15 protein-coding genes are annotated in these 18,709 nt (G+C 69.9%); 5 read left to right on the top strand and 10 right to left on the bottom strand.

Annotation, left to right across the window (positions count from 1 at the left end; genetic code table 11):
* The first annotated feature begins 312 nt into the window (after window positions 1–312).
* Both B0675_RS25225 and B0675_RS25220 read left to right on the top strand, forming a co-directional pair.
* Window positions 313–4,395, top strand: coding sequence for a discoidin domain-containing protein (locus B0675_RS25225; RefSeq protein WP_081221373.1), 4,083 nt, complete (start codon window positions 313–315; stop codon window positions 4,393–4,395).
* A 175-nt stretch (window positions 4,396–4,570) separates the two neighbouring features.
* A complete protein-coding gene (locus B0675_RS25220) occupies window positions 4,571–5,392 on the top strand; it encodes a maleylpyruvate isomerase family mycothiol-dependent enzyme (protein ID WP_241539873.1) in 822 nt (273 codons plus the stop codon).
* A gap of 25 nt (window positions 5,393–5,417) precedes the next feature.
* Here B0675_RS25220 and B0675_RS25215 read toward each other — a convergent pair whose 3' ends face one another.
* The 5 genes from B0675_RS25215 to B0675_RS25195 form a co-directional block, all read right to left on the bottom strand.
* Window positions 5,418–7,298, bottom strand: a complete 1,881-nt coding sequence (locus tag B0675_RS25215) for a glycoside hydrolase family 15 protein (protein WP_081221371.1) — start codon at window positions 7,296–7,298, stop codon at window positions 5,418–5,420.
* 64 nt (window positions 7,299–7,362) lie between these two features.
* Window positions 7,363–7,902 (bottom strand): hypothetical protein, encoded by a 540-nt coding sequence (locus tag B0675_RS25210; protein WP_241539872.1) that lies wholly within the window; start codon window positions 7,900–7,902, stop codon window positions 7,363–7,365.
* Window positions 7,903–8,238: 336 nt separating this feature from the next.
* On the bottom strand, window positions 8,239–8,634 hold the full coding sequence (locus B0675_RS25205) for a Rid family hydrolase (protein ID WP_081221368.1): 396 nt from the start codon (window positions 8,632–8,634) through the stop codon (window positions 8,239–8,241).
* Window positions 8,631–9,758 (bottom strand): enolase C-terminal domain-like protein, encoded by a 1,128-nt coding sequence (locus B0675_RS25200; RefSeq protein ID WP_081221366.1) that lies wholly within the window; start codon window positions 9,756–9,758, stop codon window positions 8,631–8,633. Before B0675_RS25200 ends, B0675_RS25205 begins: the two co-directional genes overlap by 4 nt.
* 57 nt (window positions 9,759–9,815) lie before the next feature.
* Complete coding sequence (locus tag B0675_RS25195; protein ID WP_081221363.1) at window positions 9,816–10,580, bottom strand: creatininase family protein; 765 nt, start codon at window positions 10,578–10,580, stop codon at window positions 9,816–9,818.
* A 62-nt stretch (window positions 10,581–10,642) separates the two neighbouring features.
* Here B0675_RS25195 and B0675_RS25190 point away from each other — a divergent pair, with 62 nt between their 5' ends.
* A complete protein-coding gene (locus tag B0675_RS25190) occupies window positions 10,643–11,581 on the top strand; it encodes an ROK family protein (protein ID WP_081222002.1) in 939 nt (312 codons plus the stop codon).
* Window positions 11,582–11,592: 11 nt separating this feature from the next.
* On the opposite strand, the gene B0675_RS25185 is transcribed toward B0675_RS25190, so the two are convergent.
* The 5 genes from B0675_RS25185 to B0675_RS25165 are packed head-to-tail and all read right to left on the bottom strand — an operon-like array spanning window position 11,593 to window position 16,784.
* Window positions 11,593–12,465: an ATP-binding cassette domain-containing protein gene (locus B0675_RS25185; RefSeq protein ID WP_081221361.1), complete on the bottom strand. Its 873-nt coding sequence runs from the start codon at window positions 12,463–12,465 to the stop codon at window positions 11,593–11,595.
* The gene (locus B0675_RS25180) at window positions 12,462–13,310 is read right to left on the bottom strand and encodes an ABC transporter ATP-binding protein (protein ID WP_081221358.1); all 849 of its coding nucleotides are present in this window, start codon (window positions 13,308–13,310) and stop codon (window positions 12,462–12,464) included. The genes B0675_RS25185 and B0675_RS25180 overlap by 4 nt, the downstream gene beginning before the upstream one ends.
* A complete protein-coding gene (locus B0675_RS25175) occupies window positions 13,307–14,221 on the bottom strand; it encodes an ABC transporter permease (protein WP_081221355.1) in 915 nt (304 codons plus the stop codon). Before B0675_RS25175 ends, B0675_RS25180 begins: the two co-directional genes overlap by 4 nt.
* Entirely contained in the window at window positions 14,218–15,210 is a 993-nt protein-coding gene (locus B0675_RS25170; RefSeq protein WP_081221353.1) for an ABC transporter permease, read from the bottom strand. The genes B0675_RS25175 and B0675_RS25170 overlap by 4 nt, the downstream gene beginning before the upstream one ends.
* On the bottom strand, window positions 15,207–16,784 hold the full coding sequence (locus tag B0675_RS25165) for an ABC transporter substrate-binding protein (protein ID WP_081221350.1): 1,578 nt from the start codon (window positions 16,782–16,784) through the stop codon (window positions 15,207–15,209). Before B0675_RS25165 ends, B0675_RS25170 begins: the two co-directional genes overlap by 4 nt.
* A gap of 53 nt (window positions 16,785–16,837) precedes the next feature.
* Here B0675_RS25165 and B0675_RS25160 point away from each other — a divergent pair, with 53 nt between their 5' ends.
* Complete coding sequence (locus B0675_RS25160) at window positions 16,838–17,674, top strand: IclR family transcriptional regulator (RefSeq protein WP_081221348.1); 837 nt, start codon at window positions 16,838–16,840, stop codon at window positions 17,672–17,674.
* The gene (locus tag B0675_RS25155) at window positions 17,671–18,705 is read left to right on the top strand and encodes a serine hydrolase domain-containing protein (RefSeq protein ID WP_081221345.1); all 1,035 of its coding nucleotides are present in this window, start codon (window positions 17,671–17,673) and stop codon (window positions 18,703–18,705) included. Before B0675_RS25160 ends, B0675_RS25155 begins: the two co-directional genes overlap by 4 nt.
* Window positions 18,706–18,709 lie beyond the last annotated feature (4 nt).

The raw sequence follows: 18,709 nt of genomic DNA, 5'->3' as shown, positions 1-18,709 counted from the left end.
GCGCCCGGGGGCACGAGGGCGCCCAGAAGGTCGCGGGGCTGAAGCGGGAGTCACGCACCACTGCGGGGCTGCCTGGCCGAAACCAGCGCAGAGAACGGCGCCCGCTCCGCCACGTTCCACCCCTCCGGCCATCTCCCACGAGGCGCAAGTCCTCCCGCTTCGGGGGCGGTCGACGTCACGACTCTTGACAGGAACCCTCACGCGTCACACTCTTTGGCAACGTTGTCATTCACTGTGACAACGTTGCCATGCCCCAAGCCGCCCCTTTCCTGTGCTCCTCAAGCACCACCCGTGTGATTGGACAACCCGCTGATGGCTCAGCCGAATCCGCCGCACTCCCCCTCCCGACGATCGATCGTCCTCACCGGCTCGACGCTGCTGGCCGGATTCGGCCTGGGTGGCGCGCTGCCCGGTACCGCCGTGGCAGCCGGGCGCCAGGGCCCCGTCGTCGCGCGGGGGTCCGAGGACGAACTCGCCGTCTACCGGCCGGTGACGGTCTCGTCCACCGACTACGCCCCCACGCCCGGGGAGTTCGTGGTCGACCGGGTCGCCTCCCCCGGCGTGCGGGGCACCGGGTGGCGGGCCGGGGGCGGCGACCCGCAGTGGATCTCGGTCGACCTCCAGGCGGACTGCCGGGTCACCTGGATCCGGCTCACCTTCGAAGCGGACGCGAGCGACCCGGTGTTCACGCCTCCGGCGACCGGGAACTGGGCCGACGGCACCACGGGCAAGGAGATCCTCTCCAGCTACGCGGTCGACTTCGTGGTCGAGACGTCCCGTGACCACACCTCGTGGACCAGCGTGTACCGCACGACGGCCGGCACCGGCGGCGTCGTCGACATCCAGTTGCCGAAGCCGACCACGGCGCGCTGGGTGCGGCTGACCTCCCGCAAGCGGTCCAGCCCCAACCCCCTGGGCGTCAACGGCTTCGAGGTGTTCGGCTCCGCCCAGGGGCGCCGCCCCTCCGCCACCGGGTGGACGGACTGGGGCACGCACGACGGGCACGCCCCGGCACTGAAGGTGGCCGGCGACGGCACGGTGCCGCTGGAGTCCGGCTGGACGCTCACCATGGACGACTGGGCCAAGGGCGACGGCGCGGCACTGTCGAGGACCGACGTGGACACCCGGACCTGGCTGCCGGCCACGGTGCCCGGTACCGTCCTCGCGTCCCTCGTGGACCAGGGCAAGCTGCCCGACCCGGTCTCCGGCCTGAACAACCTGCACATCCCCGAGGCGCTCTCCCGTCACTCCTGGTGGTACAAGCGGGACTTCGAGCTGCCGCGCGGCCTGCGGACGGGTGCCGGGCGCCGGATCTGGCTGGAGTTCGACGGCATCAACCACCGGGCCGACATCTGGCTCAACGGGAAGCAGGTGGGCGACCTGCTGTACCCGTTCGCCCGCTCGGCCCACGACGTGACGAAGCTCCTGGAGACCCGGGGCGAGAACGCGCTGGCGGTGAAGATCACGCCGATGCCCGTGCCCGGCAGCCCCGGCGACAAGGGACCCGCCGGTGAGGCGTGGGTCGACGCCGGCGCCAACCAGATGAACCTCAACTCCCCCACGTATCTGGCCTCTTCGGGCTGGGACTGGATGCCGGCCGTCCGCGACCGGGTCGCGGGCATCTGGAACCACGTGCGCCTGAGATCCACCGGGCAGGTCGTGATCGGCGATCCCCGGGTGGACACCGTCCTGCCGGACCTCCCCGACACCTCGACGGCCGAACTGACCATCGTCGTGCCGGTCCGCAACGCCGACAGCGCCGACCACAAGGCGACCGTCACCGCGGCGTTCGGCTCCGTACGCGTCTCCCGCACCGTCACGGTCCCGGCGGGCCGGAGCGTCGACGTCGTGTTCGCCCCCGACGCCTTCAGCGGGCTGCGGCTGCGCAACCCCGAGCTGTGGTGGCCCAACGGGCTCGGCAGCGCGCGTCTGCACGACCTGACGATGGTCGCGGTGGTGGACGGCTCCGAGAGCGACCGGCGCGAAACCCGCTTCGGCATACGCCAGTTCGGCTACGAGTACGACGTACCACTTCCCTTCGTCGCTTCCGGTGACGCGTACACCCAGTCCGTGGACGTGGGCGCGCAGCAGGCCCGGCACGTCCGCGTCCGCTGCCTGACCCGGGCGACCGACTGGGGCAGTTCACTGTGGACGCTGTCCGTCTTCGACAGTGCCCGGCCGGGCACCGACCTCGCGCTGCACGCCGACGCCGCCGCGTCGACGACCGACGAGGACGGCCACGCGGCCGGCAACGTCACGGACGGCGACCCGGCCACCCGGTGGTCCTCGGCCTACCAGGACGACCAGTGGATCCGGGTCGACCTGGGAGCCACGCAGTCCTTCGACCGCGTCGACCTGGTGTGGGAGCAGGCGTACGCGCGCACCTATGTGGTGCAGGTGTCCACCGACGGCGACCAGTGGCGGGACGTGAAGTCCGTCGACAACACCGCCGTGCCGCTGCCGTTCAACAGCGGTGACGCCAGCCTCCAGGTGGAGGAGTTCACCCCGCGCACGGCACGCTACGTGCGCATCGACTGCGGCGTGCGCAACACGAGTTGGGGCAACTCGCTGTGGTCCCTCTCGGTGATCGACAGTGCCGAGCCGGGAACCGACCTCGCGCTGCGCAGGACGGCCACCGCCTCGACGCAGGAGTCCGATCACCCGGCCTCCGCCGCGACGGACGGCGACCCCGGCACGCGCTGGTCCTCGGAGTACGCGGACCACCAGTGGCTCCGGGTGGACCTCGGCAGCGCACGGCGCTTCGACCGGGTGGCCATCGTGTGGGAGGCGGCCTACCCGAAGACGTACACGATCCAGGCGTCGGACGACGGGGAGGCGTGGACCGACGTCACGTCGGTGACCAACACGCCCGAGCCGCTGAAGATCAGCGTGAACGGCGTCCGGGTTCTGGTGCGCGGCGGCAACTGGGGCTGGGACGAGCTGCTGCGCAGGATGCCCGCGGAGCGGATGGACGCGGCGGTGCGGATGCACCGCGACATGAACTTCACCATGATCCGCAACTGGGTGGGGAGCAGCAACCGCGAGGAGTTCTTCGCCAGTTGTGACGAGCACGGGATCCTGGTGTGGAACGACTTCCCCAATGCCTGGGGCATGGACCCGCCGGACCACGACGCGTTCAACGCGACGGCGCGGGACACCGTGCTGCGCTACCGCGTCCACCCCAGTGTGGTGGTCTGGTGCGGGGCCAACGAAGGCAATCCCCCGGCCGCCATCGACAAGGGCATGCGGGAGGCGGTCGAGCAGCAGGCTCCCGGCATCCTCTATCAGAACAACTCGGCCGGCGGCATCATCACGGGCGGTGGCCCCTACGGCTGGGTCGAGCCGGAGAAGTACTACGAGCCGTCGACGTACGGCAGCAGCAGTTTCGGCTTCCACACCGAGATCGGTATGCCGGTCGTCTCCACGGCGGCGAGTCTGCGCAACATGACGGGCGACGAGCCGGAGTGGCCGATCCGCGGTGCGTGGTACTACCACGACTGGAGCGAGCGCGGTAACCAGGCGCCGCAGAACTACAAGGCGGCCATCGAGACCCGGCTCGGTACGGCGACGGACCTCGACGACTTCGCGCGCAAGGCCCAGTTCGTCAACTACGAGAACACACGCGCCATGTTCGAGGCGTGGAACGCGCACCTGTGGGACGACGCGAGTGGTCTCATGCTGTGGATGTCCCACCCCGCGTGGCACAGCACCGTGTGGCAGACCTACGACTACGACTTCGACGTCAACGGCACCTATTACGGGGCCCGTTCGGGCTGCGAGCCCCTGCATGTGCAGGCGGATCCCCGGACCGGGCAGGTGATCGCGGTCAACCACACCAGCCGGGCGCTCAAGGGGGCGAAGGTCACCGCCCGTCTGTACGACCTGTCGGGCCGGCAGCACGGGGCCACCCATACGGCGGGCGTCGAAGTGGCCGCCGCCACCACGACACGGGCCCTGACCGTCGGATGGACCGACGACCTGCCGGATCTGCATCTGCTCCGGCTGACCCTGGAGGACTCCGCGGGCCGCCCGCTGTCCGTCAATACGTACTGGCGTCAGCGGACCCCGGCCGCGCTGAAGGCGCTCAACTCGGGGCGGAAGGTCAAGCTGTCCGCCGCGGTCTCCCGTCTGTCGCAGGCGGGGGCGCGCCACGAGTTGACCGCCACCGTGGGCAACCGGGGCACGGCGGTCGCGGCGATGGTCCGGCTCTCGCTGCTGGACCGGGCCGGCCGGGAGCGCGTCCTGCCCACGCTGTACGGCGACAACTATCTGTGGCTGCTGCCGGGAGAGTCCCGTCGGGTGACGCTGTCCTGGCCGGCGTCGGCTCTGGCGTCCGGCCGTCCGTCCCTGCAGGTGGAGGCGTACAACAGCGATCCGGTCCTGGCCCGGTCCTGACCCCTGTGTCCGCTTTGCCCGCCCCGTGGCCGCCTCGGCGTGCGTCGTCGCGGCTCAGGGGGTTGTCGTCACGGCGGTCGCCTGGTCTTCTGTACGCCCGGTGACCGGCAACGCGTCGCCTTCTCCTCGGCTGTTCCGGTCGAGGAGAAGGCGACGTCGACAGGAAGGGCGCGACGTGGACTCGGTGGCGGGGCAGGATGTGCGGAGGCCGCTGCCCGACGGGCTCGGCACGGCGATACGCGGGACCGCCCGGGACATAGCCGCCCTGCTGGGTCCCGGAACCGACATGGGCCGGCGGATACCCGGGGCGGAGTGGAACGTCGGCGAGGCGGCCGCGCATCTGGCGCTGGCCAACGCGTTGATGGCGGGGCTCGCGGCAGGGCAGGAGCGCCCCTACGGGGACGGCACGCCGCAGAGTCTCGCCCAGGCCAACGAGCGTTCCCTCGCGGAGTTCGGGGAGCGGGAGCCGCTACCGCTGGCCGCCATGATCGTCGAGCAGGCGGACGCCTGCCTGCGGGCGCTGGAGGAAGGGACCGCCGAGGGGCCTATGGTCACCCCGCTCGGTCCGATGAGTTCCCAGGAGCTGGGCTCGTACCTGCTGACGCACATGCTCGGGCACGGCTACGACCTCGCCCGCGCCCTGGGCAGGCCGCACATGCTCGACCGTGCCCGGGTGGGCCTGACCATGCCGTTCATGCTCCGGGTGATGCCGCGGGTCGCCGACTCCTCCCGTGTCACCGGCATGAACGCCCGCTACGACGTACGGCTCTGGGGCGGTGGCGGGTTCGGCGTGGCCGTGTCCGACGGCGTGCTGTCCGTCGAGGACCGGCCGTCGGCCCGGCCGGACTGCACGATCCACATCGAGCCGGTCACGTTCCTGCTGATGGCTCTGGGCCGCCAGGGACAGGCCGGCCCTCTCGCGCGTGGCCGCATCCTGGTGAGGGGCCGCAGGCCGTGGCTCGCTCCCCGGTTCCCCGGCCTGTTCACCGCGCCCTGAGGACACCGGCCGTCGTTCGCGGCCGTCAGCCGAGTTTGCGGTCCAGGTTGAAGGCGGCGCTGATCAGGGCGAGATGGGTGAAGGCCTGGGGGAAGTTCCCGCTCTGCTCCCCGGTGTGGCCGATCTCCTCCGCGTACAGGCCGAGGTGGTTGGCGTAGGTGAGCATCTTCTCGAAGGCGAGCCGGGCCTCGTCGATACGGCCCGCGCGGGTGAGCGCCTCGACGTACCAGAAGGAGCAGATCGAGAAGGTGCCCTCCTCGCCCTGAAGGCCGTCGGGGCTCGCCTGCGGGTCGTAGCGGTACACGAGCGAGTCGGAGACCAGGTCCTCGCCCAGCGCGTCGAGGGTGGCCAGCCACTTCGGGTCGGTCGGGGAGACGAACTTGGCGAGCGGCATCATCAGCAGGGACGCGTCGAGGATGTCGCTGTCCTCGTACTGGGTGAAGGCCCGGCGCACATCGGACCATCCCCGGCTCATGATGCGCCGGTAGATGTCGTCACGGGCGGTGCCCCAGCGGACGGTGTCGGCGGGCAGACCGCGGTGCTGGGCCAGCCGCATGGCCCGTTCGATGGCCACCCAGCACATCAGCCGGGAGTACAGGAACGCCTTGCGGCCGCCACGGGTCTCCCACACGCCCTCGTCCGGCTGGTCCCAGTTGTCGCACACCCAGTCGACGAGCGCGCTGATGCCGTCCCAGTGCGCGCTGGAGAGCGGCTGGCCCCACTTGTCGTACAGGTACAGCGAGTCGACCAGGGCCCCGTAGATGTCGAGCTGGAGCTGGCCGACGGCGGCGTTGCCGACACGCACCGGGGCGGATCCCCGGTAGCCCTCCAGGTGCGGCAGTTCACGCTCGGGCAGGTCACGGCGCCCGTCGATGCCGTACATGATCTGGAGCGGACCGCCCGGCGCCGTCGTGTCGGGATCGTCGAGGCGTACGTGTTCGGAGAGGAAGGTCATGAACGCCTCGGCCTCCTCGGTGAAGCCGAGGCGCAGCATGGCGTAGACGCAGAAGGCGGCGTCGCGGATCCACACGTAGCGGTAGTCCCAGTTCCGCTCGCCGCCGATCTGCTCGGGCAGGCTGGTGGTGGGAGCGGCGATGATGGCGCCGGTGGGCGCGTACGTGAGCAGTTTCAGGGTGAGCGCCGACCGGTGCACCATCTCGCGCCAGCGGCCCTTGTATCGCGACCTGGACAGCCAGCGCCGCCAGTAGGCGACGGTCGAGTTGAACTCCCGCTCGGCCTCGGCCACGGCGCAGAAGCGCGGCGGCACGTCGTCGTCGATCCGGTCGATCGCGAAGACCGCGGACTCCCCCTCGCCCAGCTTGAACAGCGACCGCACGTCCTGCCCGTCGGCCTCCAGGGGCACGGTCGACGTCAGCGCGAGCTTGAGCGCGGGCGAGTCGAAGATCGCCTGGCCGTCGTCCAGGTGAACGGTGTGCGGGACCGTGCCGTATTCGAAGCGGGGGGCGATCCGGGCGCGGAAGGGCAGTGTGCCGCGGACGCACACCACGCGGCGGATCAGGCGGTGCCGGTCGGCCTCGCGCGAGCCGTCCACGACCGGCATGAAGTCCTGGATCTCGCCCACTCCGCCGTCCGCGAAGAACCGGGTGATCAGGACGTTGGTGTCGGGAAAGTAGAACTGCTTCGCCCGCGCGGGGACGTCGGCGGCGAGCTCGAAGCTTCCGCCACGGTCGGCGTCCAGGATCGACGCGAAGACACTGGGCGCGTCGAAGCGGCCGCAGCAGTACCAGTCGATGGTGCCGTCCGTTCCGACCAGGGCGGCGCTGCGCAGGTCGCCGATGAGTCCGTGCTCCGCGATGGGCAGATACCGGGGCGCGTCACCGCGACGCCCGCCGGGCCCGTTCCGCGGCCTCTCTCCCGCCCGGGCTCCAGGAGTCTCGTCCGCCATGCCGGCCTCCCTAGAGGGTTTGTGGACCGTGTGGGATCGGTGGGTCCTCGCCGACGCCGCGCCGTCAGTCCTTGAGGACGACCTTGGCGCCCACGATGATCAGGCCGAGTGCCAGGTTGACGAACCCCTCGGCGAAGACCTGCCCCCGGGAGGCCCCGGCGCGGACGGCTCCCAGGCACGCCCACACGACCTGCTGGGCGACCGCCACCCCGAGGGCGAGCCACAGCCCGGTGTTCACGCTCATCCCGAACCAGCTGATGGCGACGGCCGCGGCGGGAAGGGCCGCGGCCTCGACGATGGCCCACTCGTGCAGGCCGCTGCGGCGGATCTCCGGCCAGGACCAGGGCTGGCCCACGATCCTTTCCCCGGCCAGGTGGGCGTAGACGTGCGTGGCCCAGAAGACGAGACCGGTCACGAGCAGCAGGGCGATGACTTCCAGCCGGGGGTGTTCCCCGCCCGATCCCGCGGTGGCCACTACGGAGGCGGCGAGGATCGAGCCGTAAATGGCGCCCGCGTAGTCGGTTCGTCGGCTTGTCGACGTTCTCGACGACCGTGGCGGGTCGATGCCGTCTCCACCCTGGGGGGTGGCGCTGGAACGGATCACTCTCTCAAGATATGGCCGGGGCTCGGGCTCTGCCCGACGAGCGCGACGGCGTACGGGCGCGCTGCGGCCGGCGTGCGGCTCGTCCCCCGCAGCGGGCCTCGGGGACCGGTGGACCTGGGCAGCCCCAGGGTCTCGCCGGAGGCTCGTTCGTGCCGCCGGGTTCGCCGGTCCCCGCGTGGGAGGCGGTCCTGGCACGGCGGCGGGCCGGCGCTGCGAAGGCGCCGGGGAGCGCGGCCGGCCCGACCACGTCGCTCCCGTTGCCGAACCTGGTCACGAGCGTGGCCGGCCGCACGGCCACGGCCGGCGCTCGTCGACGATCGGCGAGCGCCGGCGCCTTCAGGCGGGCTGACCCGGTGCGGGCAGGGCGGCCACTACATCGATCTCCACGAGTATGTCCATGAGATCCGAGCCCACCGTGGTGCGCACCGGACGGGCGTCTCCAAGGAACTCACGGTAGGCACGGTCGTAGGCGTGGAAGTCGCGCTTCAGATGCTGAAGGTGTGTCGTCACCTTCACCACGTCACGCATGGTGAGTCCCTCCTCGGCGAGCACGGCGCCGATGTTGCGGAGCACCTGTGTGGTCTGAGCGGCCACGCCGTGCGCCACCTCGCCGGTTGCCGGGTTCTGCGGGCCGAAGCCGGAGGTGAACAGGAACCCACCGGCGATCACGCCCTGGGAGTAGGCGCCTGCGGGGGCCGGGGCGTCGAGGGTGTGTACGGTGCGCTCGTTCATCCCGTCAGGTCTCCGTCGCGCTCGTTGACCGCGGCGTAGTGTCGGAGTTTGTCCTCGTCCACGCTCACCCCGAGACCGGGTCCCGTCGGCACCCGCAGTCGGCCGTTCTCCAGGTGCAACGGATCGATGATGTCGTCCGCGTGGAGGTAGTACATGCTGTCGATGGCACGTGACAGGACAGGCGTGCTGGCCACGACGGCAAGGTGGGCCGCTGTGGCGATGCCGAGTTCGCCCCCGCTGTGCAGGTTCATACCCAGGCCGAAGGTCTCGCAGTGCGCGGCGAGTGCCTTGGTCGCCGCGATACCGCCCCACTTGTAGACGTCTCCGTGGATGACGTCGACCGCGTTCAGGCGCATGGCGGGAGCAAACTCCTCAAAGCGGACCACGCACATGTTGGTGCACAAGGGGATGCGGATCTTCGCCTTGACCTGACTCATGCCTTCGATGCCGACGCATGGATCCTCCAGGTACTCCAGGTCGATTTCCTCCAGGGCCATGCCGGCGCGGATGGAGTCGGGCACCGACCATGCCGCGTTCGGATCGACTCGCAGATTCACGTCGGGCAGCGCGTCACGCACCGCGCGGAGGATGGCCACATCCCCTGTCGAATCCCTGGTGCCCTTGAGTTTGACCGCCTCGAAGCCGCCCTCCGCCACGACGCGTACGGCGTGCTCCGCCATCGCCTCGGGCAGTCGCGGACCCTGTGCGCCCGGGGCATCGGCCCGGGTGATGAGCGCGGTGATGGGAACCTCGTCGCGCACAGCACCGCCCAGCAGATCGGTGATCGACTGGCCCGTGATCTTTCCCATCGCGTCCCAGCAGGCGACGTCGATCGCGGCGATGGCCGCATAGCCGAGGTATCCGTAGAAGAACGGCACCATGTGCTGCTTGCGGTGGAAACTCTCCAAGGCGAAGGGACTGGTGCCTATCAGGTCCGAGGCGATCGACTCGACGATCGCAGCGACCGGGCGGCCCCACATCGATTCGCCCCAGCCTTCGACACCGTCGTCGGTGCGAATGCGCACCACCGTGCGCGTTTCGCCCGTTTTTGTTTCGAATGAACTGGTGAAGGGGTTGACGAGTGGAAGGTTGACAACCCACACGTCGACGTCAGTGATCTTCATTTCTCTCTCCTTGCAGCAGCGGAAAGACCGGCTTGCGGGACGGACCGTGCCGGTCGCTCAGCGCGTTGCCTTGTCGAAGGCCTGGATCGCACGGGCCAGTGCGCGGGCCCGGTCGTCGAGCAGCAGGTCACCCTCGGTGGCGTCGGCGTCCGAAGGATCGTCCGTCGATCCGCCGACGCGTTCCCATTCGCCGTGTCGCTCCACGGTCAGGCCGGGGTGGGGCGGGTTGTCGAACAGGGGCGGGGGCTCGACGGGGCCGCGCGCGGGCACAGGTGTCCGCACGAGGTCGGGGCAGGCCGCCAGCATCAATGAGGTCTCGAACCAGCCGGCATGTCCCGGAGTGACGTCCGGCCGGCCCGCCGGCTCGGTGCCGGAGGTGAGGGTCCAGTACGAGCATGCGGCGACCGTCACCCGCGAGCGCAGGGCCAACCGCTTCACGGCGAGGCGCATGATCTCGTCGTTGCCGCCGTGCCCGTTCACGATCATGATGCGGCGGTAGCCACTCGTCACGAGCGAGTCCAGGACGTCGTCCAGGACCGCGCCCAGTGTCGCCGCGGACAGTGATACCGCGGCGGCGAACAGATGGTGCGGACTGTGCCCGAAGGGCAGCACCGGCAACCGCACCACCTCGGCGGGAGAGGTGTCCTCGGCGAGCAGGTCCAGCGCGCGGTCCACAGCCGCCTCGACTAGGTGCGTGTCCGTCCCCATGGGCAGATGAGAGGCGTGCTGCTCCTGCGAGCCGATGGGCAGCAGAGCGATGCCCTCCTCGCCGGCCTGACGCACCTCTCGCCAGGTCAGTTCGCTCAGTCTCGATTGGCTCACGGTGCTTCCTCTCCGAAACGCGGGCATGCCAGAGTCGGCGTATGGTCCTCAAACGTTCTCCGCTGCGCCTGGTCCCCGAACCCGTGTCGGAGGCGACCGTTCCGCGCGCACCGCAGCGGCTGGGCGCTGTCGAGCTGTTGCCCGGTCGGGTGAGGGCGGCCGTACTGTCCGCGGCGGGCGGCATCCTGGAGCGCGCCGAGGTCGCGTACGACGCGGGCTCCGCGACCCCTGGCGACATCGACGCCGCGCTCGCCGGGGCGGCCGAGATCTTCGGAAAGCATGACCTGCGTGGCGTCGGGGTTGCCGCGGCCGGGCTCGTGGATCCCCTGACCGGTCTGATACGGGAAGTGAACGACGTACCCGGGCTGCACGGATATCCGGTGACCGAGCGGCTCGGCGCACTCACGGGCGCACGTGTGCGGGTGGAGCACCGCGCACGCCTCCAGGTGCTCGGCGACCGATGGTTCGGTGCCGGGCGCGGGCGGCGCACTTTCGCCTCGGTCTCGACGGGTGCGGTCCTCGGGGTAGGGGTGCTGTACGAAGGCGAGGTCATGGCTCCGCCCGGTGGCCGCAGCGGTGCGCACATGACGGTGTCGGCGAGCGGCGAACGGTGCACGTGCGGGAACCTCGGCTGCTGGAAGACCTTGGCCACCACGGGCTGGCTGCTTGCCCGGGCTCGCGCCGCCGGGCTGGGCACGGCCGCGTCCCTGGAGGAACTGGTGGACCACAGCGACGGGCTCGCCCGCGAGATCGTCGACGAGTACGCGCACAACCTCGCTCTGGGTCTGCTGAACGTGCAGCAGCTTTTCGCTCCTGGCCTGTTCATCCTGCATGGCGAGGCGCGTCAGGGTGGTGAGCGTTTCCGCAGCGTCGTCGAGCAACGCCTGCGCGACGGTGCGGCTTTCACCGGTGGCGAGCAGCCGCGGGTGCTGGTGAGCACGGCTGCCGTGGATGACATCGCCCTGCTGGGCGCGGCGGGTCTCGTGCTGTCGCACGCGTAGGGTTTGGGCGCTCATCGGCTGGTCTCCTCGGGCAAGGCGGCAGCCCTGGCACCGCGTCGGCCCCTGCGCGGGTCGAGCACCGGCACAGCGTCGAGCAGCTGGCGGGTGTAGGGGTGCTGTGGCGTGTGCAGCACGGCTGCCGTGCTGCCGACTTCGACCAGACGCCCACGTCGCATCACCGCGACACGGTCGGCGACCTGGCCCACCACGGCGAGGTTGTGGGAGACGAAGACATAGGTGAGGCCGAGTCGTTGCTGGAGCTCGGCCAGGAGGTCCAGGACGGTCGCCTGCACGGAAACGTCCAGGGCACTGGTGGGTTCGTCGAGTACCAGCAGACGCGGGTCGAGCGCGAGAGCCCGGGCGATGGAGATGCGCTGGCGCTGGCCTCCGGAGAATTCGTGCGGGTAGCGGTTCTGGACGCCGGCACTCAGGCCGACGGATTCCAGGAGTTCTCCGACGCGCTCTCCGACCTGGGCCCGGGCGCGCCGACCGCGCAGTGCGGGGTCATGGGTGACCAGGGGTTCGGCAACGATGCCGGAGACGCGCATGCGGGGGTTCATGCTGGAGTAGGGGTCCTGGAGAACGACCTGCATCTGTCGACGTACGGACCGCATTTCCGCTGCGGAGAGGGAGGCGAGGTCCCGTCCGTCGAAGTGCACGCTGCCGGCGGTGGGTTCGAGGAGTTTCAGCAGCAGGCGGGTGAGGGTGGTCTTGCCGCAGCCGGACTCACCGACCAGCGCGAGCGTCTCGCCTTCGTGGACGCGGAGCGACACGTTGTCGACGGCCACGTTCACGGTCCTGGCGCCGAACTCCTTGCGCAGGTCGACGAGTTCGAGAATGACGTTCCCGGCGGGGTCGATCGGCGCAGCGGTTGCGTGGGTCATGCCGCCTCCAGTCGTGGGGTGGCGGCGAGCAGCGTGCGGGTGTACTCGTCGGCCGGGTGGTCGAAGACATCGAGGACGGTGCCGGTCTCGACGACTCTGCCCTGGTTCATGACGGCGACGCGGTCGGCCGTCTCCGCCACGACGGCCAGGTCGTGGGTGATGAGCACGACCCCCATGTCGTGTTTGTGCTGAAGGGTGACGAGGAGGTCCAGGATCTGGCGCTGCACGGTGACGTCCAGCGCTGTCGTGGGCTCGTCGGCGATGAGGACTCGGGGGCGTGCCACCAGCGCCGTCGCGATCATCACGCGCTGACGCAGGCCTCCGGAGAGTTCGTGCGGGTACTGGCGGTAGCGGAGGTCGGGGTCGGGGATGCCGACTTCGTCCAGCGCGGCCAGTGCGGCCTGCTTGGCTTCGGCACGCGACATGTCGGTGTGGTGCCTGAGTACTTCGGCGACTTGTGCGCCGACGCGCTGGAGCGGGTCCAGGCACGTCATGGGGTCTTGGAAGACCATGGCGATGTCACGGCCCCGGATCCGGCCGAGTTCCTTCTCCGGAAGCTTGAGCAGGTCACGTCCGTCGAAGAGGATCTCGCCACGGATGTACTGGCACGGTGGGCTCGGGTTGAGGCGCAGCACCGAGAGTGCGGTGGCCGACTTTCCGCTCCCCGACTCCCCCACGACGGCGAGGGTTTCGCCGGCGCTCACGTGAAGAGAGACGTCCTGTACGGCGTGCACGGTGGAGGTCTGCAGCTGGAAGTCGACGCTCAGGCCCTTGATCTCCAGGAGTGGCTGCCTTTCCGTCGGTGGGCGCCGGGTGGGGTTGGTTGTCGCTCGGTCCATGGTCATCGGCGGTAGGCCTTCGGGTCCGCGACGTCACGCAGTGCGTCGCCGGTGATGTTGATGGCGAGAGAGGTCAGCATCAGGGCGATGCCGGGGAAGACCGCGACCCACCAGGAGGTACCCAGGTAGAGCTGTCCGTCGGCCAGCATGGAGCCCCAGGTGACGGTCTCTTTGGGCACGCCCAGGCCGAGATAGCTCAAGGAGGCCTCGGCGACGATGGCGGCGGCGACGTGAAGGGTTCCGATGGTGAGCAGGGGCGCGACCACGTTGGGCAGGAGGTGGCGGCGCATGATGGTGGCGTCGGTGGCTCCGATCGCCCGGGCCTCGGTGATGAAGTCGCGTGTACGCAGGGACATCACCTCGGACCGTACGACTCGGGCGTAGGAGACCCAGCCGGTGAACCCGAGCACCAGGATGACAGGCCACAGGCCCGAGCCGACGAAACCGACGATGGCCAGGGCCAGGAGCAGCGAGGGAAAGGCGAGTTGCACGTCGGCCAGACGCATGAGTGTCCGGTCGGCCCAGCCGCCGAAGTAGCCGGAGGCCAGCCCCACGAGCGTGCCGATGACCCCTGCGAGCAGGGCGGCGCCCGCGCCGACGAGCAGCGAGACACGAGTTCCGTAGATGACGCGGGAGAGCATGTCGCGGCCGAGCTGGTCGGTGCCCAGGAGATGGGCGGCGTGGCCTTCGCCGCTCCAGGCGGGGGGCTGCAGGCGCTGGAGGAGGTCCTGTGCGTTGGGGTCGTAGGGGGCGATGAGCGGTGCGAACAGTGCGGCGATGAGCAGGAGGGAGAGGACGCTCAGCGCGAGGACGGCGGACTTGTTGCGTCGTAGCGCTGTGAGGGCGGGGGACCCGGCTCCGCCGGTCTGCACGGCGTCGCGGGTCTCGGTGCTCGCGGGAGCTGAGGCAGTGGTCATCGTGACGTCCTCACCCTCGGGTCGAGGAAGCTGTAGGAGATGTCGACCAGCAGGTTGACCACGACGAAGGTGGTGGCGAAGAAGAGGACCGTGGCCTGGACCAGTGGGAAGTCGCGGTTGGATATCGCTTCGATGGTCAGCTGTCCGACTCCGGGCCAGGAGAAGACTCGTTCGGTGAGGATCGCTCCGCCGAGCAGGCTTCCCACCTCCAGACCGACCACGGTCACCACGGGCAGTGAGGCGTTGCGCAGTCCGTGGGTGAGAACCACTTTGAGCGGTCCGAATCCCTTGGCCCGGGCACTGCGGATGTGGTCCGAGGTCAGGACGTCGATGAGCGAAGAACGCAGCAGACGCGCGACGACGGCGACGGAGTAGACGGCGAGGGTGACGGCGGGCAGGACCAGATTGGCGAGGTGTCCGTATCCCGAGGCGGGCAGGGCGTGAAGCCAGACCGCGAAGACCAGGATGAGGAGGATGCCGACCCAGAAGGGCGGGGTCGACTGGCCCAGCAGGACGCCCGTCATCACGGTCTTGTCGGAGCCGCGGCCGCGCCTCATCGCGGCGAACACTCCCGCCGGGATGGCGATGACGAGGGTCACGGCCAGGGCCGCGCCGGCCAGTTCGAGAGTGGCGGGCAGCCGGTCGGCGAGGATCTCCCTGACGGGCTGCCCGTAGACGAGGGAGTCGCCGAAGTCGAGGCGGGGCAGCCCCCAGAGGTAGTCGGCGTATTGCGTCAGCAACGGCCGGTCGAGTCCGAGGGAGGCGCGCAGCGCGCTCTCCTGCTGGGCCGTGGCGTCCGGCGGAAGGAGTATCTTCACGGGGTCGCCGGAGAGCCTGACGAGGAAGAAGGCCACGGTCGCCGTGCACAGCAGGACGAACAGGGCTGTCAGGAGCCGTTGGAGAATCGTGCGCAGGAGACGTGCACGGTGACCGACGCGAGGTGGGGTCTGTGTGCGGGCCGGCGGTTCGTCGAGGGTGACGTCGCTCATTGCGAGACCTCCGCGCTCTGCATCGCGAGAACGCCTGCGGATCCGGGCTTCCACTGAGGCCGGTCGTTGCGGGCGAAGATGTTGTCGAGCTGGTAGAGGAAGACGAACGGCGCTTCCTCGCGCATCAGTCGCTGCAGATCGGAGAAAGCCTGCTCGCGCCGTGCGGGATCCTCGGAGAGCTCTTCGAGGTCGATGAGCCGGTCGGCTTCCTTGGAATGCCAGCGGCTCTGGCGGCGGTCACTGCGCACGTTGGACTGGACGATGCTCTGTCCGTCCATCGTCCAGACGGTGCTGGCCGCGAGATACAGGGGACCGAGCGCTCCCCGGTTGTCCGACGTCAGGCGAGCCGCGTACGTGCCGGGGTCGAGGAGGTTGACGGGCGCGTGGACTCCTGCTTTGGCCAGGAGGCCCGAAAGCGCTTCGGCGACGTTGGAGTCGACGTTGGACGCGGTGAGTGCGGTGGTGAAGCCGTGCGGGTAGCCGGCCTCGGCCAGCAGGGCGCGGGCTCTGTCCACCGAGCGAGTGAACGGCTTGACGGTCGGGTCGAAGCCGAACGCGCCTCGCGGGACGAGCGCGGGAGTCTCCGTGGCCTTACCACCGAGGACGGCCTTGATCAGCAGGGGTACGTCGATCGCGTGGTTGAGTGCCTGCCGGACGCGGCGATCCTGAAGCGGCCCCTTTTCCAGGGTGTTCAGGGACAGATACGACGTGCGGATGCCTGTATGACCGTCCAGCCGAACGCCGGAATAGCCCTGAAGCTGCTGCGCGGCGTCCGGTGTGAGGCCGGCGACGAGGTCGACGCCTCCGCTCTGGAGGGAGGCCAGAGAGGACGAGGCGTTGGGAGCGGGGCTGAAGACGAGGCCGTCGAGGCTCGGCGGACCCTGCCAGTGGTCGGGGAAGGCCCGCATGCGCAGTTCGTGGTCCCGTTGCCAGCTGACGAAGGTGAAGGGACCCGTGCCGACGGGCCGCCGGGCGAAGCCGTCGTCGCCCACCTCCGACAGGTAGCGCGGCGGGACGACCACCCCGCCGAACAGGGAGAGTTTGGCGGGCAGGATCGGGTCGTGCAGCGTGGTGTGGACGTCGACGGTGAGCGGGTCGACCACGGTCACGTCTTCGACGTAGCGCAGTTCGACGATCGGTGACTTGGTGGCGGGAGCCAGCAGCCGTTTGACGCTGAAGGCGACAGCGTGTGCGTCGCACGGCTCGCCGTTGTGGAACCTCACATCGGGGCGGAGCGTGAAGCGCCAGGTCCGCCTGCTGGTGGCCTTCCAGGAGACGGCGAGTCTGGGATGCAGCTGATTGTCCCTGCCCCGCGTGGTGAGGGTGTCGAACATGTTGATCAGGACGTTCATCGAGACCATGTCGCCCTGCTTCTGCGGATCCAGCGTCTTGGGGTCTCCGGGCTGGGAGACGCGCAGGACGTCGCCGGCTCCGTTCGCGGCCGCCGTGGTGCCGCACGCGCTGAGCAGCGCCGGGGCGCCGAGGGCCCCGAGCATCAGGCCGCCGGCCCGCAGGACATTGCGTCGCGCGGGACGGCTGCCGTCCCTGGTGCGCCCTCGAGGACTGCGTTCCATCGAGCAGCACCTCCGTTCCGTTAAATGGAATGAGGTGCGCTAAGCTAGGCGTCATGGCGAAAGAGGTCAACACCCGGTTGGTCGATCAGGAACTCGTGAAGGGGCCCGTCGACAAGGCGATGGACGTGCTCGAAGCACTCGTCCAGCCCGGCGCCCCCCATCGGCTCGGCGACATCGCACGCCGCACGGGCCTGACAAAACCCACCGTCCACCGGCATCTGCGCACCATGGCGGAACACGGCTTCGCCGAGCCTTCCGAAGGCGGCAGCTATCGCGCCGGCCCGCGCCTCCTCGGCCTGGCCGCCGCGGCCCTGAACGACGGCGGTGTCCTCCAGCTCGTCCGCCCCGCCCTCGCCGATCTGCGACAGCGCACCGGCCACCTCGCGTTCTACGCGGTCCGGCACGCCGGCGACGCCGTCTACCTCGAACAGTCCGAGCCCGCCCGCGAGTACCGCATGGGTACACAGCCCGGCCACGCCTCGCCACTGCACGCCTGCGGCGTGGGACTCGCCATGCTCTCGGCGCTACCGCCCGAGGAGAGCGCCGCCATCATCCAGGCGCCGCACCTCCAAGCCCTCACGTCGCAGACCCTCACCGAACCCGCCACCCTCACGAAGCTCCTGGCCGCAAGTGCGCTCCGCGGCTACGCACTCGACGACGAGTACGACGAGCTGGACGTCAGATCAGTGGCAGCTCCCGTTCTCGACGCGGAGGGCCGCGTCCTCGGAGCGCTCGGCATCTCCGGCCCGACCTTCACCCTGGACGACGACAACGTCGAGGCATTCGGGCCCATGGTGCGCGCCGCCGCCCGCACCGTCTCCGCGGGCCTCGGCAGACGCACACCCCCTCTGGGCGCGGCGAACAGCCCGTTCCAGGGTGAACGCCCATGAGCACCCTCCACGAACTGCTCGCCGAAGGCCGGGAACAGCACATCTACTCGGGCGCCGCCTGGTCCGTCGGAGGCCCGCAGGGACCCACGGACCGCGGATGGACCGGCACTCGGAGCTGGGACGGCCAACCGCTGGACGGCGACGACCTCTGGGACCTCGCCTCACTGACGAAACCCGTGGTCGGCATCGCGGTCATGGCACTCGTCGAACGCGGCGCACTGGGCCTCGACGACACCATCGGAACGCACCTTCAGGAATACCGCCACGGCGACAAGGCGGACCTGACGGTACGACAACTCCTGACCCACACCTCCGGAATCCCCGGCCGGGTACCGTTGTATCGCGACCACCCCACGCGCGCCCAACTCCTGGAAGCCGTACGCCAACTGCCCCTCACCGCGAAACCGGACACACGGGTCCAGTACAGCTCCCAAGGCTTCATCATCCTCGGCCTCATCGCCGAGGCAGCCACTGGGCAGCCTCTACAGGATCTGGTGACCCAGCTGGTCTGCGCACCGCTGGGCATGCGGCGCACGCTCTTCCGTCCGGCACCCGAGTGTCGCGAACAGGCGGTCGCGACGGAGAACTGCAGCTGGCGCCGCAGCATGATCGTCGGCCAGGTCCACGACGAGAACGCGGCCGTGCTCCGTCAGCCCAGCGGTCACGCGGGCCTCTTCTCCACCCTCGGCGACATGGAACTCCTCGCCACCGCACTTGCCGACGAAGGCCGCGGGCTCCTGACACCGGCCACCGCCGCCCTCATGACGGCCCCCCACACCGACGCCTTGAACCTGCGTCGCGCACTCGCCTGGCAGGGACAGGACGAGATCGGCTCACCCGTCGGAACGGCGTTCGGCCACCGTTCCTACGGGCACACCGGCTTCACCGGAACGAGCCTGTGGATCGACCCAGCCACCCAACGCTACGCGGTTCTGCTGACCAACCGGGTTCATCCGAGGCGGGACAGCGACAGGATCACCGACCTCCGCCGCGCGTTTCACGACGCCGCCGCGAGAACGGCGGCGCACTAGCCCC

The sequence above is a fragment of the Streptomyces sp. M41(2017) genome (assembly GCF_002078175.1).
In the GTDB taxonomy this organism is placed as follows: domain Bacteria; phylum Actinomycetota; class Actinomycetes; order Streptomycetales; family Streptomycetaceae; genus Streptomyces.
Note: the sequence above shows the minus strand (reverse complement) of the source record. Positions and strands in the feature narration are given on the sequence as shown.